General features: G+C 30.7%; 13 protein-coding genes. 8 read left to right on the plus strand and 5 right to left on the minus strand.

Annotated features, from left to right (window positions below; genetic code table 11):
* Positions 1–175 precede the first annotated feature (175 nt).
* Positions 176–1,945, plus strand: a complete 1,770-nt coding sequence (gene rpsA / locus ABNT22_RS09740; RefSeq protein ID WP_299104595.1) for a 30S ribosomal protein S1 — start codon at positions 176–178, stop codon at positions 1,943–1,945.
* Between the two features lie 273 nt (positions 1,946–2,218).
* Positions 2,219–3,628, plus strand: coding sequence for a M43 family zinc metalloprotease (locus tag ABNT22_RS09745; RefSeq protein WP_348717137.1), 1,410 nt, complete (start codon positions 2,219–2,221; stop codon positions 3,626–3,628).
* A gap of 66 nt (positions 3,629–3,694) precedes the next feature.
* Here the strand turns inward: ABNT22_RS09745 and ABNT22_RS09750 are convergent, their stop codons facing one another.
* Together ABNT22_RS09750 and ABNT22_RS09755 are read right to left on the minus strand one after the other, a co-directional pair.
* Positions 3,695–4,432 carry a type II CAAX prenyl endopeptidase Rce1 family protein gene (locus tag ABNT22_RS09750; protein WP_348717135.1) on the minus strand — a complete coding sequence of 246 codons (738 nt, stop codon included), beginning with the start codon at positions 4,430–4,432 and terminating at the stop codon, positions 3,695–3,697.
* A gap of 11 nt (positions 4,433–4,443) precedes the next feature.
* Entirely contained in the window at positions 4,444–4,947 is a 504-nt protein-coding gene (locus tag ABNT22_RS09755; protein WP_348717133.1) for a hypothetical protein, read from the minus strand.
* A gap of 84 nt (positions 4,948–5,031) precedes the next feature.
* Between ABNT22_RS09755 and glmM the strand changes: the two genes are divergently transcribed.
* The 4 genes from glmM to ABNT22_RS09775 all read left to right on the plus strand — a co-directional run bounded on the left by glmM (position 5,032) and on the right by ABNT22_RS09775 (position 9,631).
* A complete protein-coding gene (gene glmM / locus ABNT22_RS09760) occupies positions 5,032–6,423 on the plus strand; it encodes a phosphoglucosamine mutase (RefSeq protein WP_348717131.1) in 1,392 nt (463 codons plus the stop codon).
* A 128-nt stretch (positions 6,424–6,551) separates the two neighbouring features.
* Entirely contained in the window at positions 6,552–8,018 is a 1,467-nt protein-coding gene (locus ABNT22_RS09765) for an aminotransferase class V-fold PLP-dependent enzyme (RefSeq protein WP_348717129.1), read from the plus strand.
* Positions 8,019–8,020: 2 nt separating this feature from the next.
* On the plus strand, positions 8,021–9,070 hold the full coding sequence (locus ABNT22_RS09770; RefSeq protein ID WP_348717127.1) for a M14 family zinc carboxypeptidase: 1,050 nt from the start codon (positions 8,021–8,023) through the stop codon (positions 9,068–9,070).
* An 81-nt stretch (positions 9,071–9,151) separates the two neighbouring features.
* Positions 9,152–9,631, plus strand: coding sequence for an Lrp/AsnC family transcriptional regulator (locus ABNT22_RS09775; RefSeq protein WP_299104588.1), 480 nt, complete (start codon positions 9,152–9,154; stop codon positions 9,629–9,631).
* 75 nt (positions 9,632–9,706) lie between these two features.
* Here ABNT22_RS09775 and ABNT22_RS09780 read toward each other — a convergent pair whose 3' ends face one another.
* The 3 genes from ABNT22_RS09780 to ABNT22_RS09790 form a co-directional block, all read right to left on the minus strand.
* A complete protein-coding gene (locus tag ABNT22_RS09780) occupies positions 9,707–10,405 on the minus strand; it encodes an RluA family pseudouridine synthase (protein WP_348717125.1) in 699 nt (232 codons plus the stop codon).
* An 88-nt stretch (positions 10,406–10,493) separates the two neighbouring features.
* A complete protein-coding gene (locus tag ABNT22_RS09785; RefSeq protein WP_348717124.1) occupies positions 10,494–10,889 on the minus strand; it encodes a DUF6438 domain-containing protein in 396 nt (131 codons plus the stop codon).
* Positions 10,890–10,989: 100 nt separating this feature from the next.
* Positions 10,990–12,003, minus strand: coding sequence for a putative zinc-binding metallopeptidase (locus ABNT22_RS09790; protein WP_348717122.1), 1,014 nt, complete (start codon positions 12,001–12,003; stop codon positions 10,990–10,992).
* A gap of 112 nt (positions 12,004–12,115) precedes the next feature.
* Here ABNT22_RS09790 and ABNT22_RS09795 point away from each other — a divergent pair, with 112 nt between their 5' ends.
* The gene (locus tag ABNT22_RS09795) at positions 12,116–12,625 is read left to right on the plus strand and encodes an RNA polymerase sigma factor (RefSeq protein WP_348717120.1); all 510 of its coding nucleotides are present in this window, start codon (positions 12,116–12,118) and stop codon (positions 12,623–12,625) included.
* A 48-nt stretch (positions 12,626–12,673) separates the two neighbouring features.
* Positions 12,674–13,597 carry a FecR family protein gene (locus ABNT22_RS09800; protein ID WP_348717119.1) on the plus strand — a complete coding sequence of 308 codons (924 nt, stop codon included), beginning with the start codon at positions 12,674–12,676 and terminating at the stop codon, positions 13,595–13,597.
* The last annotated feature ends 2 nt before the right edge of the window (positions 13,598–13,599 follow it).

Consider the following 13,599-nt stretch of genomic DNA (forward strand, 5'->3'; position numbering starts at 1 on the left):
AGTTTTTTGATGTTATTTTTTAGGTTAACTCATTAATAATCCGTAAATTTGCACGCCTTTTTACGAGAACAGATTTAAAAAGGTTTAGAATTATATTTATTTTAAGTTTAATTTCTCTTTGCGTTAATATCGTTAAAAATCTGATTAACAAAAAGATACAAAATTATTTTCAGACATGTCTGAAGAAACAAAAAACACAGCAGAAGCTGTAAATCCAGCAGAATTTTTAGCAACATTTAATTGGCACAAATACGAAGAAGGTATTGATGAAGTTGATGAAGCTAAATTAAAAGAATTCGAAAAAGCGTTAGAAGGAACTGTAGGTTTCGTAAACGAGCGTGATGTTATCGAAGGTTTAGTAACAAGAATTACTGATAGAGATGCGATTATTGATATCAACTCTAAGTCAGAAGGAGTTATTTCTTTAAACGAATTCCGTTACAATCCTAACTTAGCTGTTGGAGATACTGTAGAGGTATTAGTTGACAAAAGAGAAGATAGCACTGGTCAATTAGTATTATCTCACAAAAAAGCACGTGTAATCAAAGCTTGGGATCGTGTGAACAACGCTCACGAAACTGGAGAAATCGTTAATGGTTTTGTTAAGTGTAGAACTCGTGGAGGTATGATCGTTGATGTATTTGGTATTGAAGCATTCTTACCAGGTTCTCAAATTGATGTGAAGCCTATCCGTGATTACGATCAATACGTAGAGAAGACTATGGAATTCAAGGTTGTTAAGATTAACCACGAATTTAAGAACGTAGTAGTATCTCATAAAGCATTAATCGAAGCTGATTTAGAAGATCAAAAACGTGAAATTATCGGTCAATTAGAAAAAGGACAAGTATTAGAAGGAGTTGTTAAGAATGTAACTTCTTATGGTGTATTTGTTGACTTAGGAGGTGTTGACGGATTAATTCACATTACTGATTTATCTTGGTCTCGTATCAACCACCCGAACGAAGTTGTTGAATTAGATCAAAAATTAAACGTTGTAATCTTAGACTTTGATGATAACAAATCAAGAATCCAATTAGGATTAAAGCAATTATCTGCTCACCCATGGGAAGCGTTAAGCTCAGACTTAAAAGTAGGAGATAACGTAAAAGGTAAAGTAGTTGTTTTAGCTGATTACGGTGCATTTGTAGAAGTTGCTGAAGGTGTTGAAGGATTAATCCACGTATCTGAAATGTCTTGGTCTACTCACTTACGTTCTGCTCAAGATTTCGTAAAAGTAGGAGACGAAGTAGAAGCTCAAATCTTAACATTAGATCGCGAAGAGCGAAAGATGTCTTTAGGTATGAAGCAATTACATCCAGATCCATGGACTGATATTACTACTAAATACCCAGTAGGTTCTAAGCACGAAGGTACTGTACGTAACTACACTAACTTTGGTGTATTCGTAGAGTTAGAAGAAGGTATCGACGGATTAGTTTATATTTCTGATTTATCTTGGACTAAGAAAATTAAGCACCCATCAGATTTCGTAACTGTAGGTGATAAGTTAGAAGTTCAAGTATTAGAATTAGATGTTGAAAACCGTAAGTTAAACTTAGGTCACAAGCAAACTCAAGATAACCCTTGGGATGCTCATGAAGCTACATATGCTATCGGATCAACTCACGAAGGTACTATTAAAGAAAAGAACGATAAAGGAGCAACTGTTGCTTTTGCTGATGGAGTAGAAGCTTTTGCACCAACTCGTTTCTTAGAAAAAGAAGACGGAGGTAAATTAGCTAAAGGAGATACTGTACAATTCGTTGTAACAGAGTTTAGCAAAGAATACCGTAGAATCGTTGTTTCTCATACTTCTATCTTTAAAGAAGAAGAAAAGAGAAATGTACAAGCTGCTGCTAAGAAAGCTCAAGAAGTAGAGAAAACTACTTTAGGAGATATCGGTGGATTAGCTGAATTAAAAAGAAAAATGGAAGGAAAATAATTTTCCAACATTATAAATTTTGAACCGCTGCATTAATGTAGCGGTTTTTTTTGTGTCGTTTTTTTCGATGAACGTTTTTAAAACATAGTTAAAAATTAGTATATTTAATCGTTGCAACGAATTGAAATTCAATTGATAATACGATGTAATACGTTTTTATTACATCGATGTAAATTAATTTTAATGTAATTTTTGTTTAGAAGTCCCCCAGGCGTCCACAGAAATTAGATTGAGAATTATGTGTCTATAGCTTAATTTTTAACTTAATCTAAAATGAAAAAAATAACAAAGCTCGCAGCCTTGTTTTTTTCCCTTATCACACATGTTACAATTTCACAAACCAATCTTAACAACCTAGTTACTGGTCAAAAAATTGACTTAAGTGAAGTTGAGAGTTATCTTGAGGAACATAATGTAGTTCCTTTACAATGCATTAGGAATTCGCAAAATGATTTAAGCATTGATAGTTATAATGCTCGAGACTCTTCCTTTAGGAATACTGATAATATAGTAGTAAATATATATTTTCATGTTCTTGAAGAAGGAGAGAATAAAACCGAACATAAAGTAAGTGAAGAACATATTTTAGATGCTGTTGCTATTCTAAATAACGCATTTAATCAGCACAGAATCTATTTTAAACTTCAGGGATTTAACTATCTCTACAATGATAATTTTTTAAAAGTGTATTTGGGTGGAACAAGTACGTTTCAACATTTAATAACATATTCTAAAGAGAAAAAAGTTTTTGAAGAAAATAGTTTAAATGTTTTTATAGTAAAAGAACTAGCTACGCATCCAAGTGATGAGCAAAAGATATCTGGTGCTGCTACTAGGGTAGGTATAACAACTATTATGGATGATGATTACTTGCTAACTTCTAGTTTAGTTCATGAAATTGGTCACAATTTTTCGTTACAGCATACACATTACAAATGGAATTCCAGTATATGTGAAACAGTTCAAAGAAACGATGGAGTTGAAGATACTCCAGCTTCTGTACCTTTTACAGCAGATGAAGTATCCTCTGACTGTAGCACATATAGTGGTAAGAGTGGAAATAGTAAATGTGGAATGGGATTAACAAAAGTTCCAGCAAATAATTTCATGAGTTCAGCTACATTACCCTGTAGATCATTAGAGAATGCATATTTTACTGAAGGACAAGTACAACGAATGAGACTCCTATTAGGTACAAGTAAGGTGTTAAAAAGCACTTTAAATACGATAGAAAGCCTGTATTACCCCTATAAAGGAAGCTATGAACCCGACTTTTTGGGAGTCTCTATATCGAACAAAGCCAGTGAAGTAGTTTTTCAAAAAGGTTTTGATTATCAATTCGTTCCATGTAGTAATTCACAAGTAAACAATAGACAAAGCTTTTACTCTAAATATGAAACACCCAACAAGCATCCATTTTATACTGCGGTTAAAATTATGCAACTCTCGACTTCAGAAAAAAAGAATTGTAACATCCCCACAAAGGGAGATTACACAAAAGGTGTGATAGCAAAATTTAGAAATAGTTTTTCTGAAGGATATATGATCAAAACCCTTAATTCAGAAGAAATTAATGAAGAAGGTGTGATTAAACATTTATCTAAGGGATTAAATATTATTAAACTTCAAAACTCAAATGGGAAAATAACAAGGAAAAAAGTATATAAAGGTTTAGGAATTTAATCAAAATTATTACTCACTGAAAAACTATTTAAAGAGACCGCTATAGTATTATAGCGGTTTTGTTTTTTAAATAGGTGTATACGAATAATAATCAATCATTAGTACTGTAAAATTATGGATAAAATGAATCAACATAGGAATCCATAATGAATTATATTTCCATCTTAAATACCCTAAGAATATACCAAAAGGAAATATCCATAAAATGGATACTACTGATAAATGAATTAAAGCGAATAAAAATGAAGTTGCTATAATCGTAGTTTTTACTGAAGTAAGTTTGTTTAAAGCATTAAACAAAAATCCTCTAAAGGCGAGCTCTTCAAAAATAGGAGGTAAAATGGCTATAAAAAAAATAGACCATATTAATGGGTGATCAAGAAAAATATAATACTCATAATAGCTTTCTGATAAATTTTCTGGATCAACGACTCCATTAACTAAGGAGACAAAATAGTTAACCACAAAAGCATTTGCAAAGGTGAGGAGTACAAATACAATCATCCAAATATTAATTTTTGGAAGTTTGTATAATTTTACTAAATCTTTAAAATTAGAAGCACTAAATCCAAGTACCAAAAAAGCAAATAAACTTTCAGTTATAATCTCAGCACTAAAATTGTCTGGATAAGCATCAAGAATATAGTATGAAACACCTATATATACGAGGATAGAAACATAAAAAGCAATGATGACATCTAACGATACTCTCTTTTTATGATTAATTTCAATTTTTTTACCACAATTAGAGCAAAAATTAACATTAGATTGATAAACTTGGTTGCAATAATTACATGTTACCACTGAAAGTAAATTTAAGATTGTTTTTTCATTTCATATGCTGAGTATAATCCTTTTCCTAGGTAAGAAATTATAACTACTTTCCAAATAACACCCCTTATTAAAGTTAAAGGATCAATTATGGCAGAAACACCAACCAAAGTAATGTATAGAAATAAACCTATGAGTAATGCTATAAAAGGTTTTTTTTCCGACCAAAAAGCAAGTACTAGGTAAATAAAACCTACAAAAAAATTAAGTCCCAATTCCAGTAAACTACTATTACTTGAATATGAAAAGAGACCAAACAAAATTATTAAACCACAGAGAACAAATAAAGTATTTCGAGCAGATTTAATTTTTTCTCCAGCATCAATGTTTTTATTCTTTTGCATAGCTCTTTTAGCAAAAAACTGTGCTCTTTGTTTCTCTGTTCCATTTTCAGGGTGTCCGCAGTGCGAACAAAAAATTACTTCTTTTTCAATTTCTTTTTTACAAAAAGAGCATACCAATTGCTCTTCAATCAATACATTTTCCATAACATTTTTTATTTTCAGCAAATATAAGTTTTTGTTATTCTTATTTGCAAGAAGTTTTATCTTTGTAAAAATTGAAGAATTAATATGACATTAATAAAATCTATATCGGGAATTAGAGGAACTATTGGAGGTACTATTGGAGATAATCTTACACCAATAGACGCTGTAAAATTTGCAGCAGCCTATGGTACTTTTATAAAAAGTAAAAATTCAGAAAAAGAAAAAATAAAAATAATCATAGGTAGGGATGCCCGAATTTCAGGTAAAATGATTAGTAGTTTAGTTTCTAATACATTGATAGGTTTAGGAATTGATGTTGTAGATTTAGGTTTGTCAACAACCCCAACAGTAGAGGTTGCAGTTCCAATTGAGAAAGCTGATGGAGGAATTATTTTAACCGCTTCGCATAATCCAAAACAATGGAATGCTTTAAAGCTTTTAAATGAAAAAGGTGAGTTTATTGACGGTGAGGATGGAGCAGAAGTTTTAAAATTAGCTGAAAGCGATCGTTTAACTTTTGCAGAAGTAGATGATTTAGGGAGTTATAAAAAGAAGAAAAACTATATTAAAAAGCACATAAAAGAAGTATTAAAACTTGATTTAGTAGATAAAAAAGCCATTAAAAAAGCTAAATTCAAAGTAGTAGTAGATGGTGTAAACTCAACAGGAGGTATTGCTATTCCAATGCTTTTAAAAGAATTAGGTGTAAAATGTGTTGAGTTATACTGTGAGCCTAATGGTCACTTTCCGCACAATCCAGAACCTTTAAAAGAACATTTAACGGATATTTCTGAACTAGTTGTAAAAAAGAAAGCGGATTTAGGAATTGTAGTTGACCCAGATGTGGATCGTTTGGCTTTAATTTCTGAAGATGGATCTATGTTTGGAGAAGAATATACATTGGTTGCTTGTGCTGATTATGTTTTAGGAAAATTAGGTGGAGGTAATACCGTTTCTAATTTATCTTCATCAAGAGCTTTGAGAGATGTTACTGAGAAACATGGAGGAAGTTATACGGCAAGTGCAGTAGGGGAAGTGAATGTTGTAAAAATGATGAAAGCAACAAATACTGTTATTGGAGGAGAAGGTAATGGAGGAATTATTTATCCAGACTCACATTATGGTAGAGATTCTTTAGTAGGAGTAGCATTATTTTTATCTCATTTAGCTCATAAAAAAATATCATGTAAAGAACTACGTGATAGTTACCCAAGTTATTTTATGAGTAAGAACAAAATTCAATTAACGCCAAAAATTGATGTCGATAAAATTTTAGCAACGATGGCTGAAAAATATAAAGATGAAGAGGTAAATACAATAGATGGAGTTAAGATTGATTTTGCTGATGAATGGGTGCATTTAAGAAAATCTAACACAGAACCTATTATTAGAATTTATACTGAAGCTACATCACAAGAAAAAGCAGATGACTTGGCACAGAGATTTATAAAAGAAATAGAAGAAATAATTAAATAAAAAAAATCCCGCAACTTTGCGGGATTTTTTATAACCATACAAATTTACTAGGATTGTTAAATATCTAACAAAGTATTTTTCAATTCAATAATTTTACTGAAATTCGTATTACCAACAACTATTATCAAATGAATTTAGAACAATATTTTCAGAAGTTTAGAAAGCATATAATAGGTATAGATCAAACGTTTCAATCTCCATATGGACAACAAAAAATTGTATATGCAGATTGGACGGCTAGCGGTAGATTGTATCGACCAATAGAAGAAAAATTGATAAATGAGTTTGGACCTTTTGTAGCCAATACACATACAGAAACTTCTACAACTGGAGCTTCTATGACATTGGCTTATCATGAAGCTAGAAATATCATTAAAAGACATGTTAATGCCTCTAAAGATGATGTTTTAATTACAGAAGGGTCTGGAATGACCGGGGTAGTGAATAAGTTTCAACGTATCTTAGGTTTAAAAGTAACAGAAAGTTTAAAGGATCATACGAATATTCCAGAAGAGTTAAAACCTATTGTTTTTGTTTCTCATATGGAGCATCATTCTAATCAGACTTCTTGGTTAGAAACGATTGCTGATGTAGAGGTGGTACCTTGTAATGATGCAGGTTTGGTTTGTTTACATAAGTTTGAAGAAACTATTGAGAAATATAAAGATAGACCTATTAAAATAGCTTCTATAATAGCAGGGTCTAATGTAACTGGAATAAAAACTGAGTATCATAAAGTAGCGGCATTAATTCACAAATATGGAGGATTATGTTTTGTAGATTTTGCATGTTCAGCACCCTATGTAGATATAAATATGCATCCAGATAACGAGGATGAGTATTTAGATGCAATTTTCTTTTCTCCACATAAGTTTTTAGGAGGTCCAGCAACATCAGGAGTATTAATTTTCAATAAGAAGTTATATAAAAATATGGTTCCTGATAATCCAGGAGGCGGAACTGTTAGTTATACCAATCCTTGGGGAGATCATGATTATTTTGATGATGTAGAAACAAGAGAGGATGGAGGAACTCCAGCTTTTTTGCAAACCATTAAAATAGCCTTGTGCATCCAATTGAAAGATCAAATGGGTACATTGAATATGAAAAAAAGGGAAGATGAGATTAACCCTGTATTGTTTAATACGTTGGAAAGTCTAGAAGGAGTTCATATTCTAGCTCCTCAGCATAAAGATAGGTTGAGTATCTTTTCTTTTTATTTTGAAAAATACCATTTTAACCTGGTGGTTAAGTTGTTAAATGATCGTTTTGGAATTCAAACTAGAGGAGGTTGTTCTTGCGCTGGAACGTATGGACATTTTCTTTTAAATGTTGATAAAAAGACTTCTAAAGCTATTGAAAGTCAAATATTAGAGGGATGTAATACGGAAAAACCTGGTTGGGTACGTCTATCTATTCATCCAACAATAACTTCTGAAGAAGTAAGTTACATATGCACTTCATTAAAAGAATTACATGCTAATATCGAAGAATGGTCTAAAGACTATAAGTATGATATGATAAAGAACGACTATGTACATATTTCTCAAGAACCTGTAGAAAAGAGTATAGTAACAAACTGGTTTGCGCTTTAGGAATGAAATTGTCTTTAAAGTTTTTAGAAGAAAACTACCTATCAATTAAAGAGAGTAGTCTTTTTGGAAGGTGGATTCCTGCAGATAAAGTACACCCTTTGATAGAAAAATTTAAGGACTCTTTTGATATTGAAGAAATAGGTAGTTCTGAACAAGAAAGGTCTATTTATAAGTTAAACTTGGGTAAAGGAACCAAAAGAATTCTTGTTTGGAGTCAAATGCATGGAAATGAAAGTACTGGTACAAAGGCAGTATTTGACTTGTTAAATTTTATTATTCGTTTTAAAGATTCAGCTACGGTAAAATCAATAATTGAAGAATGTACAATACAGGTTATTCCATTATTAAATCCTGATGGAGCAGAGTTTTATACTCGTGTGAATGCAAATAATATTGACCTAAATAGAGATGCTGTAGATTTAAAGGCAAAAGAGAGTAAGATATTACGCAAAGTATTAGATGATTTTAATCCTCACTTTTGTTTTAACTTACATGATCAAAGAACAATTTTTGGTGTAGAGGGAACTGCTAATCCTGCAACCATTTCTTTTTTAGCTCCCTCAGAAGAAGAAACAAGAAAGTTAACTCCAGGTAGAATTCAAACTATGAATGTAATTGTAGCAATGAATAATTTGTTGCAAGAAATTATTCCTAACTATATAGGAAGATATACGGATGAGTTTTATCCTACAGCTACTGGTGATAATTTTCAAAAATTAGGACATAATACTATTTTAATTGAGGCGGGCCATTATAAAGAAGATTATGATCGAGAAGAGGTACGAAAATTTAACTTTTATGCTCTTTTACAAGGGATATTTCATATTTCAATAGAAAATAAGTTCGAGAATTATGAAGAATATTTTTCTATACCAAACAATATCAAGAACTTCTATGATGTAATTCATAGGAATGAAAATAAAGAAAAAGAAATAGCATTTATGTATGAAGAAAAAGTAGAAAATGGTACCTTTGCACTGAATTTAAAAGAGGTTAAAAAAGGTAATTTATCAAATTTCCACGGTCATAAAGAATTTAATAAATTTGACTAAATATTGAATTTTTAACAACAAAATTCTTTTTGTCTTACAAAAAAATTATACATTAGCAATATTACTTGAAGAAAACAAAAAATGAAAAAGTTTGTATTAGATGAGATTGATCATCAAATTTTAGACATTTTGATTGAAAACGCACGTACTCCATTTACCGATATCGCGAAGAAATTATTGGTATCTGCAGGAACAATTCATGTTCGTGTAAAGAAGATGGAGGACGAAGGAATAATTCAAGGGTCAACATTAACCCTTAATTATGAAAAGATGGGATATTCATTTATCGCGCATGTTGGGGTATTTTTAGAAAAAACTTCAATGACACAACATGTATTGGATAATCTGCGTTTAATACCAAATGTAACAGTAGCGTATGTAACCGCTGGAAAATATAATATTTTCTGTAAGGTTCGTGCGAAGAATACTGCACATGCTAAAGAGATTATTTATGCAATTGATGAAATTCACGGTGTTAGTAGAACTGAAACTATGATTTCATTAGAAGAAAGCATAAATGATAAGAAACGTATGATGCACGCTATTTTCAAAGAGATATAAGTTTTCGAATGATCATACAATAAAAAAAGGGAAATCTATTTTTAGATTTCCCTTTTTTGGTTTTGTTCTGCAGACCTAAAACATATGCCAGTTAAATTCATCAAATATTTTTACCCAATGTTTAGGAAATGGGGCTTTAAGTGTTATTTCTTTGTGAGTAAAAGGGTGTTGAAAGGTTATAGAGTAAGCATGTAAAAATAGGTTGGAGATCGTAAGTTTATCAGAAAACATTATATTATGATTGTTATCTCCATATTTAGGATCGCCTATTAATGGATGACTTATTTTATTCATGTGTATTCTTAATTGATGAAGTCTGCCGGTTTTAGGAGTAAGTCTTACCAAGCTGTATCTTGAAGTGTTATATGGTTTTACAGGAATATTTAATTCAAAACTTTCAATCGTTTCTAAAATTGTTTCAGCTTCTTTATATACATTACTGTCTCGTCCTTTAACAGGAGTGTCAATTTGCAAGTTATTCGGAGTATAGCCCCTTACAAGTCCATAATAAATCTTCTTAATTTTATAATCATAGAATAACTTTTGAAATTTAGAAACATGTTTAGTATCCTTGACTAAAATGAGTATGCCAGATGTTTTTCTATCTAACCTATGTAAAGGATATAATTTTTGATCCAATTGATTATAAAGAAGCTCTACCAAAGAAAGCTCATTTGATACATTTTTAGAATAATTAGCATGATGTATTAAAACATTGTTCGGTTTAGATACACAAACGAAATATTCATCTTCATAGAGTATTTCTATTTTCATAAATAAGAATAGTTAGGGCGTAAAAATACTGTGTTTGCACAAAAAAAGCTCTATCAAATAGAGCTTTTAGTAAAACTTAAAATTAAAATTATGGGGTAACTTTTTCTAGGAAGTCAAGCAATGTTTTTAATTTGTTTCTATCTTGAGTAATCATTTTTTTGCCGTTATATTTTAAAATGATATTGGGAAGATCTCTTTTTTGTTGGTTTTGTACGGTAAAACTTAATTTGTTTAACTCTTCTTTTAAAAAGGAAAGATCTTTAGAACTCAGTTTAAGTTCTTTCTTACCAATGACAGAGACATTTTCAAAACCTTCGTAAAATAGGGTTCCATCCTCATAAATATACATATCAAATACAGGACATTTACCTAAGCATCTTGTTTTACCATAGTATAAGAGAGTATTACTTTTAGCATCCTTATGAGCAGAACAGCTAAAAAATATTACTGTAAAAAAGAAAATGATATAACTATTTTTCCACATATAGGTATATTTTTTAAAGTTAAAAGAGCATTACTAAGGAATATAATAAGAGGTTGTTTGAGAGTGGGGTATATTCTTCTTAGTAATGCTTATAAATATTTTAATGTCTTCTGCATTTAGTTTTAAAAGGATTACCAATAGTATTGGCTTTTTTCCATTTCCCTGGTTCTGGTAATTCGAAAGCAGCACTATTACCTTTACCTCTAAGCTTTAAATTAGTTCTAATATGATTTCTGAAATCGATTAATTCCGATCTATCATACATTAATAAAATTTTCTTCTCAGCAATAGTAGTACCGTTAGGTTTATCTTTTCTTGTGACAAATGTTGCAAATACTTCAGCTATGTCTTCACCAGGATTTGTTGAAGCATACTGTGTAACATATCTATCTTTATATTTTTGATAAAACTGCTGTTGTGAATTTTGATCATTTTGAGCGGTTTGATATTCCGACCAAATATCTTTCCAGAACTTACTTTGCAGTTCATTAATATATGAGTTTTCTTTAGCGCAACCCTCTCCTGGAAAATAATTTTTACAATTAGCTTGAGTAATAGAAGCGTCAACTTGTGATTTTTCTAGGGTTAATATGTGTCCAAATTCATGAATAATTGTATAAGCTACTTCACCACCTGCATTAAATCCACCTTCATAAGCATAATTAATAGCAATTCCCATTACCCAACTAGATAAGTCCTTTTTAATTTCAGCAACAAAACCAGCACTACCAGTAACACTTCCGTTGTAAATTAAAAACTCACCCATTTTATCTCTTTGGTTTTTAGGAACTATTTTCTTTACTAAATCCCAAATTTCATTGTGCTTAGCAATATCATTTTGATATTCTAAATCTTTTCCTGAAACTTTGTAGTCTTTAATTTTTTCAATGTTATCACCATTTACTTTGTAAAGTGTAATTTCACCTTGTTGCCCTACTTCCTGGCCAGTAGAAGTATTTCCTCCATTATTTCCAGAAGAAGATCCGTTACCAGAATTTGAATTATCTGTGGCTGATGAAGAAGGTACAACTATTTGATCTTTACTACAACCATTAAACGCGGTAATAGAGATAGCTAACAGAGCTATTGCTATTATATTTTTTAAATTTTTCATAAGGGTTCTCTTGTGTTAAACGTTAAATATTTTTTACCGCGGCGTATATGCTAAAAAACAACTAGATAAAAAAATACCCTACTTTTTTATTTTTTTGGTATGTTTGCTCCATATGGAAAAAGGTGATAATGTATGTAATCCGAAAGTTTTTGAAGATGTCTTTAAAAAAAACGCAGAAACTTTACGAAATTTTATGTATTACAAGTGTGGAAATATGGATTTGGCAGAAGACTTTGTACAAGAATCTTTTGTTAAATTGTGGGATAATTGTAGCAAAGTAATTGAAGAAAAAGCAAAGTCTTTTCTTTTTACTGTTGCTAATAATTTATTCTTAAATAATGTTGCTCACAAAAAAGTAGTGTTAAAACACCAAAAAAATGCAAAGCCTAGTATAACTAATGAATCCCCTGAATTTATATTGGAAGAAAAAGAGTTTTTAGTTAAATTGGAAAAGGCCATACAAGATTTACCAGAAAAGCAACGCGAGGTATTTTTATTAAATAGAATTGATAAAAAGAAATATAAAGAGATAGCAGAACTTTTGGGAATCTCTACAAAAGCGGTTGAAAAGCGAATGTCACAGGCTTTAAAAACGTTGAGAGAAAAAATAGGTAAAATTTAGGTAGGGTAAATAACGAATAGGCTGTTTAAGTCATAAAAAGGGATAAAGATGAAATATAACTACGATGATACTTTCTTAGCTCGTTGGGTTAATAATGATTTAACTCAAGACGAATTATCGGAGTTCAAAAAATCTGAGGATTATGATCTTTATAAAAAGATTATTGAGAAATCTTCAGAGTTATCAGTTCAAAACTTTGATCAAGATAAATTATTACATAAAGTAAAAGGAAAGTTAGCAACTAATAATCAAGCTAAAAGTAAGGTTGTAAATTTACGAAACAGAATAATGTACGCAGTTGCTGCTTCAGTAGCTGTACTTTTAGGTGTTTTCTATTTCTTAAACACTGGAGATACTAATTATAGTACAGGATTTGGAGAGCAAATGGCTGTGTTATTGCCTGATAATTCTGAATTAACGCTTAACTCTAAGTCTACAGTTTCTTTTAATAAAAAGAATTGGAAAAATGATAGAAAAGTTCAATTAAAAGGAGAAGGGTATTTCAAAGTAGAGAAGGGACAAACTTTTACAGTGAACACAAAACAAGGAGAAGTTAAAGTTTTAGGAACACAATTTAACGTAGTGAACAATGCTAGTTATTTCGAAGTTACTTGTTATGAAGGAAAAGTTAATGTAACAACCTCGAAAGATGATATTATTTTAACCAAAGGAATGGGGTATAGATTAATGAATTCATCAAAATCTGAACAGTGGAACTTTGATTTTTCGAGATCAAATTCATGGATGACAGGGGAGAGTTCGTTTGAAAGCACTCCTTTAAGTGAAGTGGTTAAATCTATTGAAAACCAATACAATATAAAAATAGAAAACACAGGTGAAATTGACCTGACCCAACGTTTTACAGGAAGTTTTACTCACAATAATTTACAAGTTGCTTTAAAAACAGTTTTTGTTCCTATGAAAATAGATATTACATTTACAAATGAAAAAACAATTTCATTGGTAAAGTAGTA

Origin of the sequence: Tenacibaculum sp. 190130A14a, from assembly GCF_964048965.1 — a bacterium.
Taxonomy (GTDB): Bacteria; Bacteroidota; Bacteroidia; order Flavobacteriales; family Flavobacteriaceae; genus Polaribacter; species Polaribacter polynesiense.